Source organism: Vibrio sp. 99-8-1, assembly GCF_013114595.1.
Classification (GTDB): Bacteria; Pseudomonadota; Gammaproteobacteria; order Enterobacterales; family Vibrionaceae; genus Vibrio.
The window spans coordinates 19514-38643 of record NZ_VTXE01000017.1 but is presented as its reverse complement, the minus strand read 5'-3'; the positions used below and the strand labels follow the sequence as shown (position 1 = coordinate 38643).

The window sequence follows — 19130 nt, the reverse complement described above, 5'->3', positions numbered from 1 at the left end:
TGCCCGGTCTTTTTAGTGGTTGTCGGTTTAATTAAAGCTGTCTTAGTATTCTAAAGCCAACATAGTTAGATGCGGTATTAGGAGCTAAGAACAGTCGACTGTACGCAGTGGCTTGATTTGGTGAGAAGCTCCAAGCGCCCCCTTTTGTTACGCCTCGGCTGTCATTGGTCCATTCCCAAACATTTCCTACTACGTCATAGAAACCAAAGCCATTAGGTGCAAATGTTTTTACCGGAGAAGCACTTACGTTAGACCATTTGGTGCCACCCCAGCCGGTATTCGCTTGACCTGCTCCGAATGAGTCACCCCACCAAAAATCGGTGTGTGCTCCGGCAAGTGCGGCGACTTCCCACTCCGTCTCATTTGGCAGACGGTAGTGATAACCTGTCTCTTTAGATAACCATCGCGTATAGGCAATCGCATCGGCTTGGCTTATACAAACTGCAGGATAATTTGCCGACTGTTTAAAGCCCGGGTTGCGCCAATAGCTGCCACTAATTGGAATAATTTGAGACTCTTCTACCGTGGTGCAGATATTTTTTAATTCCGCATCGGTTTGATAACCCGTTGAGCTAACAAATAGTTCAAACTCACCAACAGTAATAGGTGTCGATGAGATTGAGTAAGCATTATCGATGCTAACTTGCTTAGCACCGTTCTCACCGATCAGATATTGCCCAGAGCCTACAACTACCATTTCCGGTGCCTTGGTGTTACTACCAAGTGAATCCGCAAAGACTCGACCTGAATGAGGAAGGTTTTCGGTTTCTCGTAGTACGGCTCTTAAAGTTTGATCTCCAGTCACTTTTAACTCTTGATGAAACGAGCGGTAGCCTTCTTTCTCAATGCTAATCATGTGTGGACCAACAGGGATCATGATGTCTAGAGGTGTGCTGCCGTAACTCACGCCATCAATAGAAACTCGATCTTGGTACTGATTTGAACGTACTGTTAGCGATACCCACTGTACTTCTTTCTGCTGCTCGGAGTTGTTTTGGTCTTCTCCTTGGTCAAAGCAGTAGTTTGACGCAACGTTCAGCAGTTTACACGGTGTATTTTTGGCAGGTCTGGCTTCAAGGTTGACATCCAATGCCATGGTGTAGCTCATCTTATCCGAAAAGCTAGCTTTGTTTGTATTGCTGCCAATAACATGAATACTTAAAGAGGTTTGAGCAAGGTGCTGTTTTACTAGCTTTGACTCAGTTGTGGCATTGATGAGCTGAGACTGAAATTTGTTAACCGCTTTTTGTAGCGTCAGGTTTTTGGTTTGCTCAGTACATTGAGCAATGGTCATATCCGTTTTACAGGCATTTGTATAAGTTACGTCGACTTGTCGACTCGGTGTGAGTTCTTGACGTAGCCTTTCAACTCTCGCTCTGATTCTATTTTCAGTAATACTTTCCAGCTCTTGCTTTAAGCGTTTCTGATCCAACTCAAATAGAGAAAGATCGGCATACAACTCTTGCAGTTTATGCTCCGCTTCTAAGCGAGTTTTTTGGTTTTGTTTTACGTCTGCCCATGCTGATTGATATGCACCTTGACTTGGCCTGATGTCAAAATCGGGCTCATCAGAAATACGAGCAAAATCTCTATCGAGGGCTTTTTTACTCTGAGCTAGTTTCTTATCTAACTGTGCAGATTGATTTTCTAGACGAGACTGCTCTTCTTGAGCTTGCCTAATCTTCGCTTTCTGTTCTGCTACCAATTTTGCGGAAGCATCCATTTCAATCTGTTTTGCTCTAAGCGAACTTTCAACATCCTGTACTGAAGCAACCGTTGCATCGATAGCGAAGCTGGTTGTCGGTATCAGACAAGGAGAGAGTGCAAGCAATAATGCAGGTAAACCTTGGCGCATAGTTCTAATACTACTTTATTGATTAATTGGGCAATTCACCCATTCTATACGAAAACGCCACTTTGTCAGGAGTTATCATTGTGTGATAGTCGACAAAATGGCGCTTAACAATCAGCTTTGTGAAATCAATCAGAAAATTCAAAGCGTTTCTGAGTGATTTCTTAGCTTTCTTTGCTTGGAAGAAGTTTCACCCAAACTGTATCGTTACCGTTAATTGAGATAACTCGGTTATAGGTTTCATAACCTTCTTTTGAAACAGTTACTTGGTGACGACCTGCAGGAAGAACGATTTCTACCGGTGTACTTCCGTACTTAACACCATTGATAGTGACTGAGTCATTATATTGATCCGAGCGAACAGTGACGTTTGCCCACTGCTTATCATTTTTCGATTTTGCAGTCGATTTGCCTTTTAAGCAGTAGCGAGATTCAACACTTAGCAATTTACATGCGGCAACCGCTTCGGGTTTGGCTTGTAATTGTGCTTGCATTTGTGTGTGGAATGCATTGCTACCAGAGAAGCCACTCTTAATAAGCTGGCTTTCTTGTACGTGAATGTTCAGTTGAACACCGTCCAAGTTCTGTTTAGCCAATGTCGCTTCAGTTAAGCTAGACAACAGATTACCTTTAAAGGTTTTAACCGCTTTCTGTTTGGTGAGATATTTGCCTTGGTTAGCACACTCACCCAACGTCATGGTTGTCGAACATGTTGTGGTGTAACTGGTTTCTAGTACGCTACTTTCACGAAGCTCTGCAGCAATACGTTTCACTCTTGCTTCAATATGAGACTCTTTTAAGTTCTCATACTCATTAGAAAAACGCGCTTTCTTTTGCTTAGTCTGTGAGAGACGAACTTCACTCTCGGTAATTTGCTGACTAATGCTTAACTGGTTCGCTTGGTTCTCTTTAACGGACTCCCACGATGAACGATATTCATCTTGAAAGCTGGATAAATCGGTTTCTGGATCATCAAGAAGACGAGAAAACTGCTTATCAAGAGCCGCTTTAGAACGGTTGCGTTTTGCTTCCAATTCCGCCCCTTGCCTTGTTAAGTTAGTTGCGTCCAGTTGAAGCTGTTTTAGATTCGCCGATTCAGAATCATATTCTTGATTCACTGCGTCTATATCGGCCTTCTTTTGATCAATCTTCTCATCAATTGCAACAACAGGATCGATCTGTTGTACTTCCTCAGTTGCAAATGATGCAGTCGACCAAAAGGGAGTTAGCGCAAGCAAAAGCGCTGGGATACGGCTTGTGATCATAGGTCCCTGCAATAATATTTTATTTGATACTCAAAGAATTATATTAATAATCCGTGAATCACTCAGTAAAAAGATAGAGTGACAAAAATTTTAAACAGTGAGCATACCATCATTCACCATTTAAGTTTGAAAAAAATATCTCATTTTGAGCTGTAGAGAAACAAATTTCATTAAGATACCAATTAACGCTTATCGAGGTAATTGGGCAAGCATTGACCGTAATTTATGTGCACTTGATCATTGTTCCGTTTACTTTTAACACCTTAGCCGCTTTTTGACTCCAATAGACAAGCAGAAGTAAAATGGTTCTGTTTTTCCTAAACTATGGTTTATCACCGCTTATGGCTGCAACAAAACAATCGACGATAAATGGCGTATTGCTACCCAAACCCGCTGAGTTGATTACTTTGCCATCACATATGGATTGTCATGATCACAGTTACACACAAATTGTGATTGGTTTAAAAGGGCAAGCTGAGTTTGATGTAAGTGGTGTAGGGAACTTGATTGGACCGGGGCAAGGTTGTGTTGTGACTGCCTTTACCGATCACGCTTTTGGTGGTGTGATTGGTTCTTCAGACATTTTGGTACTGAACCTGCCACAAGTGACCGATGATAGTCCATTGCTGTTAACCAAATTAAATGAGCTCGCTCATACCGATATCTATTTTCAGTTAGATTCTCAAATTCGTCAGTTAATTCAGATGTTAGTGATGGAGATGCAAACCAGTCCTGATGATCTGCTGCTTAGTCGTGCCTGTAATGACACTATTTTGGCGTTACTGCACCGCCATATCTCTTCATTCTCTTCTGATTGTCGAGAGCAGAGAATCGATTTGGACGTTATTGACCGTTATATTGAAACCCACATCAGTAAGAAGATTTCCGTTTTACAACTGGCGGGAAGTGTTTTCTTGGGTGAGAGCCAGTTTCATACTCTGTTTAAAGAACAATCGGGTATTACGCCCCATCAGTATGTATTGACCAAAAGAATTGATATGGCGAAAACGCTCATCGAACAAGGTAAATTGAGTTTAAGCCATATCGCCGATTTAACCGGATTTACAGGTCAAAGTACGTTTACCCACGCTTTTTCTCGCCTTCAAGGTTTATCCCCTTCTCAGTATAAAAAACGTTATTTTTCGAAATAAAACGTTAATCCATATTAAAACTATTGCGTGATATTGTTTGAAAATTGTTACAAAACCAAGTTTTTCACAAAAAAACAGGAGTTTTTGACAACTATCCTTCTCAGGCTCAAAATACACTGCTCGCCATTGTAAGGGAATCCTGAATTGATCAGGAATTGAGATTGAGGAAAACGCATGTTCACAGCATCAGATGTGCTTAGACCAGACTTTATTGAGAAGCCTCTCGATGAGCTTTGGTCACTGATCTCGCCATTGTATATGGTCGATGAATCGAAATGGTTAAATCAACTTATTCCATTAGCTACACCTTCGGTAATGGAAAAGACTGAAATTGAAAAAAAGACCACCAGTCTAATTCAATCTATTCGAGCAGATAAAAAATCTATCCAAATGATAGATGCCTTGCTTCTGGAATATAGCCTAGATACTCAAGAAGGTATCTTGTTAATGTGCTTAGCTGAAGCGTTAATGCGTATTCCTGATAGTGCAACTGCCGACGCGCTTATTCGAGATAAGTTAAGTGTCGCGGATTGGAAATCTCATTTAAAAAATTCAGACTCTGTTTTTGTCAATGCCTCTACGTGGGGATTAATGTTAACGGGGAAAGTTGTCGGTCTTTCAGATCAAGAAAAACCCACCCCTAACCAAGCGGTGTCTCGCTTAGTAAATAAGATGTCCGAGCCAGTTATTCGTCAAGCGATGCATCAAGCGATGAAAATAATGGGGCACCAGTTTGTTCTCGGACGCACCATTGAAGAAGCACAGAAGAACGGCAGTTCTCAGCAAGAAAAAGGCTATGACTACTCCTTTGATATGTTGGGTGAAGCGGCGCTGACGACGGCTGATGCAAAAAAATACTATCGCGACTACCTTACTGCTATTGAAGCGATAGGTAGCCAGAATCGCGACAAAGATCTTGCAACCTCGTCGATTTCAATAAAACTTTCCGCATTGCATCCTCGGTATGAAGTGGCGAATGAGCAGAGAGTGATGTCTGAGCTGTATGCCACTTTGATTGGTCTAGCCAAGAGAGCAAGAGAGTTAGATGTTGCGATTACTATAGATGCCGAAGAGATGGATAGACTTGAACTCTCTTTACGTCTATTTAAAAAGCTTTATCAAAGCCCAGAAATAAAAGGCTGGGGAAAATTTGGTTTGGTAGTGCAGTCGTATTCAAAACGAGCATTACCTGTGTTGGTATGGCTGACGGCATTAGCGAAACAGCAGGGGGATTTGATCCCTTTACGCTTAGTGAAAGGCGCTTACTGGGATAGTGAAATCAAGTGGGCGCAACAGAGCGGTTACCACAACTATTCGGTCTTTACTCGTAAAGAGGCGACAGATGTCGCTTATCTTGCTTGTGCAAGGTTTCTATTAAGCCAGTCGGTTCGTGGCAACATCTATCCTCAATTTGCTAGCCACAATGCTCAAACCGTTACCTCCATCGCGGTAATGAGCAGCCATAATGATTTCGAGTTCCAGCGTCTGCATGGTATGGGAGAGTCTTTATATAACCATGCCATGGAAGCCTATAAAGCCAATGTTCGTATCTATGCGCCGGTTGGTAACCATAAAGATTTGCTTCCGTATCTTGTGCGTCGATTACTTGAGAATGGTGCAAACAGCTCGTTTGTCCATCGATTGGTGGATGCTAGATGTCCTGTCGAGACTCTAACTGAGCACCCAGTTGACATGCTGCTCAATTGTGAATCGCTGCATAATAATAAGATCCCGTTACCTCTTGATATCTTTTCAGACCGAAAAAACTCCTATGGCATCAATGTCGATATAGATAGTGAGTTAGAAAGCTTTGAAACAGAAGTAAACACTCACTTAGAGCGTATCTGGACCGCTGGCCCTGTAATAAATGGTCAGCCACTCTACCAAAGCATGATCAAGCAAGAGCAGACAGCCGAACGCATTACTGCTCCGTATGACAGAAGCATCGAGGTGGGAAATGTCATGTTTGCTCGCCTTGATCATGTTTCCGAAGCAATTGACGTCGCTGAGCATGCTTTCGGTAACTGGCAAGGGCTGCCGGCTGGTGAGAGAAGTCATTATCTCAACACTTTGGCCGACTTACTGGAGGAAAATCTGGCGGAATTTGTGGCGATTTGCCATAAAGAGGCTGGAAAAACAATTCATGATGGTATTGACGAAGTTCGAGAAGCGGTGGACTTTTGTCGATACTACGCTAGCCAGAGCGAGCTATTTGCCAGCCAAGATATTCAAGGCTTTTCTGGTGGTTCTTACCGTGTTACGCGACAGGGCAGAGGTGTCTTTGTTTGCATTAGCCCTTGGAACTTCCCATTGGCGATTTTCCTTGGACAGATAAGTGCAGCATTGATGGCTGGCAATACGGTTATAGCTAAACCTGCTGAACAGACCTGTTTAATTGCCGCTCGAGTGTTCGAGCTAATTAAGCAAGCGAAATTCCCTGACGGTGTAGTGCAATTGCTGCCGGGTAAAGGAGCAGAGATTGGCGCGGCATTAACTTCTCATCCTTCCATTGCTGGTGTGGCATTTACCGGCTCAACCGAGACTGCTCATCGAGTAAATCGATCACTTGCTGAGCGTAACGCTGCTCCTGTGCCATTTATTGCTGAAACAGGCGGGCAAAATGCCATGATTGTTGACAGCACTGCCTTACCTGAACAGGTTGTTCGAGATGTTATTCGCTCTGCATTTGCCTCTGCCGGCCAACGATGTTCTGCTCTTCGAGTTCTTTTTGTACAAGAAGACATTGCAGAAAGAATTATCGCTTTAATTGATGGGGCAATGAGCGAGCTATCGGTTGGTTTACCTTATTTGCATAAAACCGATGTTGGGCCAGTCATTGACAAGGCTGCAAAGCAGAAGTTGCTGGCTCATATTGAACGGATGAGTTCAAGTCAGACATTAATAAAAACATTGCCGCTAGATGAAGAGTGTCAGAAGGGGGACTTTGTTCCACCAACGGCATTTGAAATAAGTGATATTTCGGTTCTTGAGCAAGAGCATTTTGGGCCGATATTGCACATCGTGAGATTCAAAGCTTCACAATTATCTGATGTGATCGAGCAAATTAATCGTACTGGCTATGGGTTAACGATGGGCGTTCATAGCCGAAACGAAACGACCTACCGTCAGATCGAAAAAACAGCCCGAGTTGGTAACTGCTATATCAACCGAGATCAAGTTGGTGCTGTTGTAGGTGTTCAACCATTCGGTGGACAGGGTTTATCTGGTACCGGGCCAAAAGCAGGCGGACCACACTATCTGTATAGATTTACTCAAGCTAGTTATCAAAGAGGACAAGCGTAATGAGCATGACTAAACCTTATTTCTCTAACGCTTTTTCTGTATGGGAAGAGTGGAATCTTTTGTCATTTGATGAAAAAAGTGAGTATTTACTTTCTCTGGAATCCAAATTGAAGGGTGGCTTTCAAGATGCATTTCAATATCAGATGGTGTGCAGTAAGCAAACAGTAGGTTATGTACATAACTTGCCCGGCCCTACCGGGGAGACAAATGAACTGTATACCGCAGGTCGAGGCGTTGCGGTATTGGTTGTTGACTCTGAGCACGAAAACAGTGAGAAAGCGGTCGGCGCTCTGCTTGCTGCTATGTTGGCCGCGGGAAACAGTATTATTGTTTGCTGCGACAACCCCTCTTTACTTGAGACTCTGTCGACGGCATTAGATCAAGCAAATTTACCAACTAACTTAGTGCAATGTGTTTCTTTTGAATGCGGAAATGATTTGCTGGAAGAAGATATTCGTAACTTTGCCTTTGTTGGTAGTGAGCAAGATGTTCTTGGTTATAACAAGAAGCTTGCATTACGTTCTGGTGCAATTACTGCGCTGGTTTCTGAAACGGATCTTGAGGCGTTACCGCAATCTCAAGACCCTAAGTTGGTGCTTCGTTTTATTACGGAACGTACCCGCACCATTAATATTACTGCGGTAGGTGGAAATGCCACTCTGCTCGAATTGGGTAGTGATGGGCACTAAGCCATATATTCCTTTCCTCAAAGGATTTGGGGAAAGGAAAATGATAAATATAGAGGATATTTTTAATGATCGAGAATAGCTTTGCTATTACAGCAACGTTTGTTGCTTATCTAATCATGATGCTGGCAATTGGATATGTCGCATTTTTAAGGACGTCGAGTTCTAGTGATTATTTTCTTGGTGGCCGTTCACTAGGTCCATGGCCTTCAGCGTTATCTGCTGGTGCGTCGGATATGAGTGGTTGGCTATTACTTGGACTTCCAGGTTACGCTTATGCGGCAGGTATTGAAGCATTTTGGTTAGCTGGTGGATTGCTAATTGGAACATGGGCTAACTGGTTATTTAGTGCTAAGCGTTTAAGAACGTACAGTATCGCTACGGACTCGCTAACCATTCCTGAATTTTTAGCTCGTCGATTTAATGACAACTCTAAGCTAATTCAAACAATCTCTGCTTTCTTCATATTGTTGTTCTTCCTTTTCTATACCAGTTCTGGTCTAGTTGCAGGCGGTAAATTGTTCGAAACAGTGTTTGGCTTAGACTACAGCATTGCGGTGATTATTGGCGCAGTATGTGTGGTTTCCTATACCTTATTTGGTGGCTTTTTAGCGGTATCTTGGACGGATTTAGTGCAAGGTCTATTAATGGCTGCGGCGCTAATGATAGTACCAATTGCTGCTATGAATGGAGGCTTTAGCCAACTAGAATCTGATCTTATTGCTATCAACCCTGATTTGATGACATTTTGGGATGATTCAAAAGGTGAGCCATTGTCTGCTATTGCCATTATCTCCTTAGTGGCGTGGGGATTAGGCTATTTTGGTCAACCTCATATATTAGCTCGTTTCAAAGCGTCAAGAAGCAATAAAGATTTAGCAACCGCACGTCGTATCGCGGTAATCTGGTCTGCACTTTCTATGGCAGGTGCGATGCTAGTCGGTTTGGTCGGTTTAGTTTACGTAACCAATACTCAAGGTGGTCAACTTGCTGATGGTGAGAAGATCTTTATGGTGCTGGTTAACGCGATGTTCCACCCAGTTATCGCCGGTATTTTGTTAGCGGCGATTCTGGCTGCAATCATGAGTACGGCTGATTCTCAGCTTCTGGTCTCTTCGTCTGCGTTGGCTGAGGATTTCTATAAACAAGTCTTCAGACCTGATGCATCATCAGAAGAGGTGGTTAAGATTGGTCGTATCGGTGTGGTACTGATCTCTATTTTTGCCTTGGTACTAGCGATTAATCCTGACAGTTCAGTTCTAGGATTGGTTTCTTATGCATGGGCTGGGTTTGGTGCGGCATTTGGCCCTGCAATCCTGTTGAGTCTGTACTGGTCACGTATGACCCGTAACGGTGCTTTAGCGGGTATTGTGGTCGGTGGCATTACCATTGTTGTTTGGAAACAACTCTCTGGTGGTTGGTTCGACGTTTACGAAATCGTACCGGGAATCATTTTCTCTACCATTGCAATTGTTGGCATTAGCTTACTTTCTAAAGATGTTGATACGAAAGTGGCAGAACAACATAAGAAGTATGAGAAACTGCTTGTTGAATTAGACTGATAGTTCTGTCAAAGAAACTGTCTTATAAATTAGGGTGTTGGCGTAAGCCGCACCCTTTTTTTGTGAGGTTACTCGGATATTTGAAAAATAGTGTTAAAGTTTTATTGGGTTATTTGGGATCGATAGCAGACTTTTATGTAAATCATATTATTATTGGCCAGATTTTCGACAAATCGTCTAAATAGTGTAGTGAGTGATAAGGGATTTCTTATGCCAGATATATTTTGCGACAATTGTAAAAAGATGACACCACATAAGTCACTTATGTGCCGACGCCAAGACGTTCCTAGTTCAATTGTGCAAAAATTCAGTCAGTTTTTCAGTCACGTGGCCAAAGGGAATCATTACTATGATATGGAACCTAGGTATTTTTGCCGAGGTTGCAACTCTCAGAACATAAAGCAGGAAGCTCCCGTGAAACCAATGACGACCTCTACTCAGATCGGCGTCGTTTAAAAACACTATTATTTATTATTCTCTCTTTTAAAATCCAGATATTTATATCTGGATTTTTTACATTTAGGCTATCAAAAACGTATTACTGCTAATCCATTGTTAATGGTCGAATAGAGACGGATAGATGTGTTAGATAGAATAAGCGTGCCAGCCTAATAGCCAATGACGATGTGAGATTTAGTGAAGTAAAGGGAAAAGAGCTGAAGGGTCGAAACGGCTATAGAGAATGTAAGGAGTGCCTTTTCAGACACTCCTTAATACGGGTTTACACTGTAAAGCGACCTACCAGTTCAGATAACTCTTGAGCTTTACTGTTCAGTTGTTTACTGCCATTACGGTTCTCATTTGCCAACTCAGCAGATTCGCTACTCTTATCAGAAATAACCACAATTCTTTCAGATATCTCTTTGCCCACTTGGCTTTGTTCTTCGGTTGCGGTTGCGATGAGTGAGTTCATATCCATAATCACGTTAATTGATTCTTGAATTTGAACCAGAGCGGTTGCTGCTGCGTTTGCTTCTTCTACGGTTTGAACACTACGGGACTTACTCTTATCCATTGTGCTTACCGCCGCGTCTGACGCCGCTTTCAACTGTTCGATCATCTTATGAATTTCAAGAGTGCTCTCTTGTGTCCGGCTGGCCAGTTTACGAACTTCATCTGCTACAACGGCAAATCCACGCCCTTGCTCTCCGGCACGAGCGGCTTCAATCGCTGCATTCAAAGCAAGTAAGTTGGTTTGCTCTGCAATGTCTTGAATCACTTCAAGAGAGGTGGAAATGTTTTGAACATCACCTTCCAGCTGTGACACCACTTCGTTGGCTTGCTCTACATCACCGGCAAGTGCTTCAACAGAGCTTGCCGCGGCGTTAACAATTCGCATAGCGTCCGAAGAGTTGTCTTCAGCATCTTTGGCAGATTCTGCGGCTTGAGTGGCATTGCTAGATATCTCATGCGCAGTGGTGGTCATCTCTGTCATCGCTGTCGCAACTTGCTCAGTCTCTTCTCGCTGCTGAGATGCTAATCCGTCTACTTGACCTGCTCTACTTGACATATTGGTGGTCTCATTGGCCACTTCGCTACTCACTTGAGAGACGTTCTTGATAATAGACTGTAGGCTGGCTACAAACTGATTAAAGTTGTGCCCCAGCTTAGTAAATTCAGGAACAGAAAACTCCTCCATACGCGCAGTTAGATCGGCATCACCGGAAGCGAATGAAGCGATTGAGCGGTCAAAAGCGTTCAATGGACGAATAATGCTTTGGTTAACGATTACCGCAAAGATCGCAACAATAATAACAATAACTAAGGTAGCAATGGCGATAGTAACTAACGCACCATCTGCAAGAGAGCGCGATTCCGCTTCCATCGCTGATAGGGTGGTTTCTACATCATCGATATAAAAACCGGTACCGACAACAATATCCCATTGAGACAAATAGATGGAGTAAGCAAGTTTAGGTGAAGGCTCATCCTCGCCCGGTTTAGGGAAGTAATAGGTCGTATAGCCGCCGCCATTTTTACCTTGTTTAACAATATCTTGAATTAACAAGAAGCCGTTTACATCTTTAAGTGTCCAGTAGTTGTTGCCGATACCACTATCACTTTGCCCCAGCAATACACGAACCCCTTGTGAGTCATACCCAAAGATATAACCGTTGGCACCAAACTTGATGTTTGCCAGTTCAGCAATTACTTTCTCTTTTGAAGCGTTCGATGCTTTTAAAGGAGTTAATACAGTATCAACGATATCAAGATAAGATTTAAGCTCGTCTTTCTTGGACTGCATCATACCGTCACGAGACGAGTTCATATGCGCATTGTTTAAGCTTTTTAACTCGGCATTAGTGAAATACATAGTACCTACAGCAATAATCAGTAGGGGGAGTATGGCTAAAATATAGAGCCTTGCTTTTATTGTTAAATTCATTACATCTTACCTACAGTTAACTTGTTATCTTATTATCAGTTTAGTCAATAAATAAACAATGATTATAAAATTAGTACATTATACTAATCGCATGTATATGTATCGGCATTTTCAATAAGATCTTTACTGTTTTTGTGAGTGGAGGTCGGAATCGCGTGCACTGAGCGATTTTGCAATTTATTCAACGGCTGTTGCAGTTATTTGCAATTATTAGTGTTAATTATTGGCAATTGATGGTAGATATGTGGGGCAAATTGATAAGGTGAAAAATAATGAGTATAAGCAAAGAGATTCAACAGATTAATAATCGTCTGGACAAGTACCAGCGCAAGTTGGCGGCAGCAATGTCGAGAAACGACAGAGCTATTATTAGTCAGTTTGAAAAAGAGATTGAGTCTCTAACTAAAAAGCGCAATCAGCTAAAGCACAAACAGCAGTATGAGCTAAATAAAGATCGCAAAAACTTGTCCGATATGGCGTTCCAAAGAGCGTTAACTAAAGAAGAGCAAGCAGATTTAGGTAAGTTGAAAAAGAGAGTAAAAGGATTGGTTGTGGTTCACCCTTTAACTAAACTGGGTAAAGAACTGCGGATAGAAGTGGTAACAGGCTTCGCAGAAAAATCGTTTTAATTCTATTTATCTTAGCTTGGGTAATGTAAACCAATAAGCATGATGAGAGACACTGGCTAATAGGTGAAATAGGGCAGGAAGCCCTCTCTCAGCTCAGTTTTTATTAATATGCCTTAACACCAAACGTTCGTAGTGCGCTTGGTAATATATTATCTAGGTTGTCGGTATCATGCTTTTCTAGTTCAATAATATTGAAGTTATAGCGATGATAGATGGCTAAAACCGCTTCTCTACTTATCTCTGTTTGTGTTTTGTCCCATAGTTGAATGTAGACACGGCCAGAGGGTAAATAAAAATTACAGTATAACTCTTCTTCAATGGGGAGTTTTCGTTGGTAAGCATGCACTAACCCCGCCATATATAACCAGTTATCGATGAGCATCTCTTCTTTAGTACAAACATAATGACCATCTGAAGTTCGGTGCTTCGCTGAGAATTTTTGCTGGAAACTAGAAAATGACTTATCTGTGGATACAGTGTCTGAATCTGTACCAAGAAATTCGCTGACTGAACGACGAAAATTTTTGTCACGCAAAATGGTGTCATGCCAAACTATAAACTGGCTTGAGGCGTTTTTGGGCTCTCTTGGTTCTCCCCCTGCCTGCACGCCAAGATCCGTTAAGTGCCAGCCATCCTCTTCTTTGTTCATCCAGCCCAGTTCATTGAGTATTTGATTGATTTTTTTAGCATTTAACCCCAATTTATCGCCAATTTGAGTTGCAGTTAACCGCACTCCTGCGCTGATGCTTGTATCAATTAACAAATTACTTGGCCAAACAATGAAGGAGCCAAACTCTTTGTGGTCGACATAATCACCACCAAAGCGTAGTCCTGTATTGGTCAGTTGCCACTTATCATTATGACGAACAATGTAGCCCAACTGATTGAGTTGACTAAACAGAGTTTTTGAATCGGTGTTTTTCTGCTTTGCTAATGCTGTGGTGGAAATTTTGTCCGTCATTGAGTTTTGCTCTTTGTTATCTATACGGAAGTCTATTGCATATGGTGACTATTCATTCACAAACGTTGCTTTTAAGGGACTCTGAACAAGTGTGCTAGCAGTATGATCATTTGACCCTAACCGCCAATCTAGCACAGATTATATTGAATTTCGCAATCTTCCCTGAGCACGCATCCTTGATGCTATTTGAATAACTTTACCATTTGTCGTTTAACAATGGTCAGGCTACATTTGCCAACTGGCTAATAGTTACCATACTTATAGTGAGATTATACATCTAAGGTGCCTATTATGAAGAACGAACTGGATCCAAGCAAAGTCCTTAAAGCCTATGAAATGGTGATGGATAACGGTACACCGACAGAGTTTGGTAAGATCTACGAAGGTGTAGAAGCGTGCTCAGATTATGATGGCTACAATGTGTTTATGCGTGGCAATGGTGTGGAGTTAACAGTGGGTTTTCATAACACCTATCACCTTGAGTATGACCAAGAACATCTACGGGATAGCTTTCTAAAAAAAGTAGAGGCGTTAAGTAAATAACCGACCTCTACTTTTTGTGGCTGTGCCAGCTCAATTGAATGAGTACTTATGTTCCGTTGTGAAAGGAAGACCTGTCGCTACAAAAAAGCCGTCTGATTCAATAGCAGATGGACAACGATACTGAGCGCGTAACCTAGCGCAATCACTGGCATCCATTTTAGGTGGCCAAAGAAGGTGTATTTGCCGTGAGCTGCGCCCATCAATGCCACTCCGGCGGCTGAACCGATAGAGAGCAAGCTACCCCCTACACCTGCCGTTAAGGTCACCAGTAGCCAGTTACCTAATGACATCTCTGGTTGCATAGTGAGTACCGCAAACATCACCGGAATGTTATCGACAATGGCAGAAAGGACACCAACAACGATATTCGCCCAGATAGGATCCCATTGTGTGTACATCACTTCAGAGACTAGATTTAAATAGCCAAGTAAACTCAACCCCCCTACGCACATAACGACGCCGTAGAAGAACAGTAAGGTATCCCACTCCGCGTGAGAGACTCGTCTAAACACATCAAAAGGTATGATAGACCCTAATCGTTTTAGGGCCGCTTCATCGTGTGCGGCAACAGCTTTTGCTCTTTTGCGTGCAATAGATGCGGGTAATGTTTTACGCAAGAAAAAGCCGAAAAACTGCAAGTAGGCCAATCCCATCATCATGCCGATAACCGGTGGGAAGTGCAGGTAGCCGTGGAAGCAGACCGCAGTGGCGATGGTTAACAAAAACAACCCTATAATGCGCTTACCACCGCGTTTCATTTCTACGTACTCATGTATGGCTTCTGGCTGAGTTTTTGGTACAAAGAACGACATAATAATCGCTGGCACAATATAGTTAGCAACAGAGGGCACGAATAGGGAGAGAAATTGAGAAAATGAGACTAAGCCTGCCTGCCAAACCATTAGCGTTGTAATATCTCCAAATGGACTGAAAGCCCCACCCGCATTTGCCGCTACAACAATATTGATGCAGGCTAAATTAATAAACTTGGCGTTATTGCCTCCTACCTTGAGAACTACCGCACACATCAATAGTGCCGTGGTTAGATTGTCAGCAATAGGAGAGATAAAAAATGAAAGAATGCCGGTAATCCAAAATAGTGAACGAAGGTTAAACCCTTTACCGACCATCCAAGCTCTAAGACAGTCGAAGATTCGCCTCTCTTCCATAGCACTGATGTAAGTCATTGCCACCAGCAAGAAGAGCAACAGTTCTGCATATTCTAATAAATTGTGTTCGATAGCTTGTTTGGCGACTTCTGTCTGACCATGTTGCTGGTATACATAGCCAATCATTATCCAAATAATGCCGGCGGCCAATAGTACCGGTTTGGACTTTCTTAACTGGAGGTACTCTTCTGCCATAACGAGTCCGTATGCCAGGGTAAAGACCAATAAAGAAGCGTAACCAATGGTAGATTGAGTCAGTCCGGGGATGGGCAGATTGTCAATGGTTGAGGAAAAAACGGTAGTAGAGAATAAACTGAGTAATATTGCTAAAAAACAGCGTGTTAGTTTCATGTAATTTTCAATCCTTCGAAAATAGACGTTTAACATTATTTTAGTAAACCCGATTTATAAGTTGTGTGAACTACACCAAGTAACGCTAATATCTTTGCTTAAATGTTAGTAAACAGACAGCGGCATTGACGCTTGGTGGGCTCATTTTAAAACGGGTCATTATTATCTTGTTGGCTAATAGTAGAGCAGATTTGTTGATAATTTGTAAAATTGATGATCGGTTTATGGGGCATCTGACGCAAAAAAACGAAAGGGAAAATAAAAACGAGCGGCAAGCCGCTCGTTAATTAACTATCAAGTTGCGTTGTCCTATAAAGGCATGACGCGATTTCGACCTAAGCTCTTCGCTTTATATAGTTGCTTATCGGCACTATCAATAAGAGCAATAGGGTTCTGTTCCTCAACAAACTCAGCGACACCCAAAGAGGCTGAAATATTTTCTACCTGTTTTCCTGATCGCTTATCTTTAACGGAAATTTTTTCAATGGAGCGACGTACTGTTTCGGCAAATTGGCGTGCAATACGAAGTGATTTATTGGGAACCAACAATGCAAACTCTTCGCCACCGTAACGATAAGCTGCGATGCCATCTCGGCAGTGTAACTGAAGTCTTCTTGCAATAGCTTTGATCACCATATCTCCAAATACATGGCCATACTGATCATTTAAATTTTTAAATCTATCGATATCAATTAAAATCAAACAGAGTGGGTGGGACTCACCAGAGCTGCAAAACGAAGCGATATCTCTATCAAAAGCTCCTCGGTTTAATAAGCTAGATAAACTATCGTACAGAGCATCACGCTGCACTTTTTCCAACTCTTTTTTCAGCGTTGAAATCTCTTCACTGGCGGTACTTAGCTGGTTATTAAAATACTGTGTTGAGTGTTTAATCTCTTTTGATTGTGCAACAAAGCCTCTCACCAGTGAAAGCAGCTCATCAAACGTAATGCCTTCTTCTTCCATGGCTTCTAAATTGGTAAGACTTTTCTCAATATTGTTCTGAAAAGTACTGGTGTCTGCCAACGTGTCTTTCATTGACATGAAAATTTCGTTTATCAGGATCTCGAGATTATTTCGTAGTTCCTGAACATCTGCTTCGGTTTGGCTTGCTATGTAGGTTTTGTATAAACCTTCGCTATGACTAGGCAGGCACAAACCATACTCTTCGATAATTTTGTTGAGTTCTTGATTCAGTTCAGGTTGAGTTTCTGCAACGTAGGTGTACCACAATGCATAATTTTCAGGCGTCGTTGGCACCTGATTTTTTATCATTAGGGGAACAGCTTTGCGTAAGTTTTCTGCTGCTTTCTGAAAATCTTCGTTTGTCATTACGTAACCAGAGTCTATGTGTATGGTTTTTTTATGTGCTTGTTTAATGGTAGCGAATTTATTCTAGAGTTTCCTATTAGTTTTCAATTAATTTGCATATTTTTTGATTTGGCTCGGTACTGCTAGGGTCTGTTGGCCTTTCGCGGCCTTTTTTGCAGCCGATTGCTGGTGCTTTAAACAACGGCAGCCATGGCTGCCGTTAGAAACATCATTTTCGCTCACTACTTAGTCGCATTAATGATCGACATAAAGGTAGTTTTGCCAGCTTTTCATTCGAATAAGTATTTTTCTCATGACAGAAACATGTTCAAAATGCGGAGAGTACACTGCGATTTCAGCTGCGCTACCCAGTGGTAAGTTAAATGATGAGATATCATCGAGGATACGTAACTTAACCATTAGTCGACCTTGAGTGTTAAGCGCGTTAGTTCCTAATAAGGTTCCTCGTGCTTGTATTTGTCCTTCTGCAATGGCTGGAATTAACTCGACCACTTCTCCTTTAAACGTTTTACCGGGTAATGCACGAAAGATGAAATCCGCCTCAAATCCAGGTTTAAGTCGCTGGGAGGCATTTTGTCTAAATGCGCCCACATAGTACTTGTCTTCGGTATGAACAAAGGTCATCACTGGGGCCAAAGGCAAAGGAACCGCCATCATCCCAGGCCTTAAAGCCAATTGAGAGACGTAACCGTCTGTAGGCGCATAGACGGTAGTTTCGTCTAAGTTGAACTGCGCTTGTGTAAGTGCCGCTTTGGCACGAGCAACAGAGGTGTTTTCACCATTAATTTCTGATGTATACGCCAATTCAGCTTGATTTTGATTAGCAAGCGCTGCCTCCAAAGAGGCTTGTGCGGCTTTGTAACTTTGTTGTTTGGTATCGACTTGTTGTTCAGTAAATGCCCCTCTAGAAAAGCCTTTTTGGTACCTTTGATATTCTCGCTGAGCTTTGTCTCTCTCCGCGGTTGCTTTAATTGCGGTAGCTTGTGCGGCTTTATAAACGGACTCAAGCTGTAATACATTTTGTTGCGAGGCAACCAGTGCCGCTGTTCTGTTGACCACTTCTGCTTCGAATGGGGTGGGATCTATTTTGAAAAGTACCTCTCCCTTTTTTAAAGGCTGGTTAGCAACGACATTAACCTCAACCACTTTCCCCCTAACACTACTGACGATAGGAGTGGTGTTAAAGATCTGTCCACCAATATGGGTAAAAGGGTGGTTATAGTTCATCACAAGCACCATTGAGCCAACCAGAGCTACTCCCCCAAGTACGGCGGTAGGAACCGTCCATTTGTTTAGTGGTATCTTAAAAACTTTGAAAATGGCGACACAAAACGCGGTGTAGGTTAAGACAAGTAATGTTTCCATTATGCGTCTCCTTCTGTTGAAGGTTCAGCGCGGTTATCTGATGGCTTGCTGACTTGATACTTTAACGCGTTCACCTCTTTTTCCAACTGCAAAACTTGCTCTGAAAGTAGCGTGATTTTATGGTTTGTATCCAGCTGTTCTTCTTCTAACTTATGAAACCCCCAACCTCTGTCTGAGCGCCAAAGAGTCGCCCAAATCCAAAGAAATGGCCACAATACATGTAAAGTAAATAAGCTGACCCATCCAGCAACATGAATGGCGTCTTGGTGAGGGTGATTGCGTTCTTTAGATATTTCATATGGGATGTCATGTATAACAATGATGCCATAAAACATAACCAGTGCGACAAAGATGAGAAGGCCAAGCGCAACGTAATCTAGAAACATAAGCATATCCTTGCTTAAAGTAGATGGGCGTGCGCTAAAGCAAAGACAATTTCACAAATAAAGGTGAAAGAGTGATGTTAAAACAGCACGTTAAATCGAACCATGATTTTCAGTTTAGCAAACAATATAGCCAAGTGGTATAAAGTCGTCTGCCGCACGAGTGGTGTCGGTTGTTCTTTTCAGTGCTGT

General features: G+C 42.3%; 14 protein-coding genes. 6 read left to right on the top strand and 8 right to left on the bottom strand.

The window, feature by feature from the left end; translation table 11 throughout:
• Positions 1-31: 31 nt before the first annotated feature.
• Both F0227_RS11350 and F0227_RS11345 read right to left on the bottom strand, forming a co-directional pair.
• Positions 32-1855: an SUMF1/EgtB/PvdO family nonheme iron enzyme gene (locus tag F0227_RS11350; protein WP_171753321.1), complete on the bottom strand. Its 1824-nt coding sequence runs from the start codon at positions 1853-1855 to the stop codon at positions 32-34.
• Between the two features lie 161 nt (positions 1856-2016).
• Positions 2017-3117, bottom strand: coding sequence for a PEGA domain-containing protein (locus tag F0227_RS11345; protein WP_171753320.1), 1101 nt, complete (start codon positions 3115-3117; stop codon positions 2017-2019).
• Positions 3118-3458: 341 nt separating this feature from the next.
• On the opposite strand from F0227_RS11345, the gene F0227_RS11340 reads away from it, so the two are divergent.
• The 4 genes from F0227_RS11340 (at position 3459) to putP (ending at position 9819) form a co-directional block, all read left to right on the top strand.
• On the top strand, positions 3459-4268 hold the full coding sequence (locus tag F0227_RS11340) for an AraC family transcriptional regulator (RefSeq protein ID WP_171753370.1): 810 nt from the start codon (positions 3459-3461) through the stop codon (positions 4266-4268).
• Between the two features lie 174 nt (positions 4269-4442).
• On the top strand, positions 4443-7571 hold the full coding sequence (putA, locus tag F0227_RS11335) for a bifunctional proline dehydrogenase/L-glutamate gamma-semialdehyde dehydrogenase PutA (protein ID WP_171753319.1): 3129 nt from the start codon (positions 4443-4445) through the stop codon (positions 7569-7571).
• Complete coding sequence (locus tag F0227_RS11330) at positions 7571-8260, top strand: 1-pyrroline-5-carboxylate dehydrogenase (RefSeq protein ID WP_171753318.1); 690 nt, start codon at positions 7571-7573, stop codon at positions 8258-8260. Before putA ends, F0227_RS11330 begins: the two co-directional genes overlap by 1 nt.
• Before the next feature lie 65 nt (positions 8261-8325).
• The gene (putP, locus tag F0227_RS11325; RefSeq protein WP_171753317.1) at positions 8326-9819 is read left to right on the top strand and encodes a sodium/proline symporter PutP; all 1494 of its coding nucleotides are present in this window, start codon (positions 8326-8328) and stop codon (positions 9817-9819) included.
• A 721-nt stretch (positions 9820-10540) separates the two neighbouring features.
• Here putP and F0227_RS11320 read toward each other — a convergent pair.
• Positions 10541-12205 (bottom strand): methyl-accepting chemotaxis protein, encoded by a 1665-nt coding sequence (locus F0227_RS11320; protein WP_171753316.1) that lies wholly within the window; start codon positions 12203-12205, stop codon positions 10541-10543.
• A gap of 272 nt (positions 12206-12477) precedes the next feature.
• Between F0227_RS11320 and F0227_RS11315 the strand changes: the two genes are divergently transcribed.
• Positions 12478-12834 (top strand): YibL family ribosome-associated protein, encoded by a 357-nt coding sequence (locus tag F0227_RS11315; RefSeq protein WP_171753315.1) that lies wholly within the window; start codon positions 12478-12480, stop codon positions 12832-12834.
• Positions 12835-12937: 103 nt separating this feature from the next.
• On the opposite strand, the gene F0227_RS11310 is transcribed toward F0227_RS11315, so the two are convergent.
• A complete protein-coding gene (locus F0227_RS11310; RefSeq protein WP_171753314.1) occupies positions 12938-13795 on the bottom strand; it encodes a glycerol kinase in 858 nt (285 codons plus the stop codon).
• Between the two features lie 291 nt (positions 13796-14086).
• On the opposite strand from F0227_RS11310, the gene F0227_RS11305 reads away from it, so the two are divergent.
• Positions 14087-14338 carry a DUF3081 domain-containing protein gene (locus F0227_RS11305; RefSeq protein WP_171753313.1) on the top strand — a complete coding sequence of 84 codons (252 nt, stop codon included), beginning with the start codon at positions 14087-14089 and terminating at the stop codon, positions 14336-14338.
• Between the two features lie 77 nt (positions 14339-14415).
• Here the strand turns inward: F0227_RS11305 and nhaD are convergent, their stop codons facing one another.
• From nhaD to F0227_RS11285, 4 genes are all read right to left on the bottom strand, one after another.
• Complete coding sequence (nhaD, locus tag F0227_RS11300) at positions 14416-15858, bottom strand: sodium:proton antiporter NhaD (RefSeq protein ID WP_171753312.1); 1443 nt, start codon at positions 15856-15858, stop codon at positions 14416-14418.
• A 309-nt stretch (positions 15859-16167) separates the two neighbouring features.
• On the bottom strand, positions 16168-17190 hold the full coding sequence (locus F0227_RS11295) for a diguanylate cyclase (RefSeq protein WP_171753311.1): 1023 nt from the start codon (positions 17188-17190) through the stop codon (positions 16168-16170).
• A gap of 234 nt (positions 17191-17424) precedes the next feature.
• The gene (locus F0227_RS11290; RefSeq protein ID WP_171753310.1) at positions 17425-18555 is read right to left on the bottom strand and encodes an HlyD family secretion protein; all 1131 of its coding nucleotides are present in this window, start codon (positions 18553-18555) and stop codon (positions 17425-17427) included.
• Entirely contained in the window at positions 18555-18941 is a 387-nt protein-coding gene (locus tag F0227_RS11285; protein WP_171753309.1) for a DUF3302 domain-containing protein, read from the bottom strand. Before F0227_RS11285 ends, F0227_RS11290 begins: the two co-directional genes overlap by 1 nt.
• Positions 18942-19130: the final 189 nt, after the last annotated feature.

Coding starts and splice junctions, on each gene's coding strand:
- F0227_RS11290 (WP_171753310.1), bottom strand. CDS start 18,555: ATGGAAACATTACTTGTCTTAACCTACACCGCGTTTTGTGTCGCCATT.
- F0227_RS11315 (WP_171753315.1), top strand. CDS start 12,478: ATGAGTATAAGCAAAGAGATTCAACAGATTAATAATCGTCTGGACAAG.
- F0227_RS11340 (WP_171753370.1), top strand. CDS start 3,459: ATGGCTGCAACAAAACAATCGACGATAAATGGCGTATTGCTACCCAAA.
- F0227_RS11285 (WP_171753309.1), bottom strand. CDS start 18,941: ATGTTTCTAGATTACGTTGCGCTTGGCCTTCTCATCTTTGTCGCACTG.
- putP (WP_171753317.1), top strand. CDS start 8,326: ATGATCGAGAATAGCTTTGCTATTACAGCAACGTTTGTTGCTTATCTA.
- F0227_RS11320 (WP_171753316.1), bottom strand. CDS start 12,205: ATGAATTTAACAATAAAAGCAAGGCTCTATATTTTAGCCATACTCCCC.
- putA (WP_171753319.1), top strand. CDS start 4,443: ATGTTCACAGCATCAGATGTGCTTAGACCAGACTTTATTGAGAAGCCT.
- F0227_RS11310 (WP_171753314.1), bottom strand. CDS start 13,795: ATGACGGACAAAATTTCCACCACAGCATTAGCAAAGCAGAAAAACACC.
- F0227_RS11305 (WP_171753313.1), top strand. CDS start 14,087: ATGAAGAACGAACTGGATCCAAGCAAAGTCCTTAAAGCCTATGAAATG.
- F0227_RS11330 (WP_171753318.1), top strand. CDS start 7,571: ATGAGCATGACTAAACCTTATTTCTCTAACGCTTTTTCTGTATGGGAA.
- F0227_RS11345 (WP_171753320.1), bottom strand. CDS start 3,117: ATGATCACAAGCCGTATCCCAGCGCTTTTGCTTGCGCTAACTCCCTTT.
- nhaD (WP_171753312.1), bottom strand. CDS start 15,858: ATGAAACTAACACGCTGTTTTTTAGCAATATTACTCAGTTTATTCTCT.
- F0227_RS11295 (WP_171753311.1), bottom strand. CDS start 17,190: ATGACAAACGAAGATTTTCAGAAAGCAGCAGAAAACTTACGCAAAGCT.
- F0227_RS11350 (WP_171753321.1), bottom strand. CDS start 1,855: ATGCGCCAAGGTTTACCTGCATTATTGCTTGCACTCTCTCCTTGTCTG.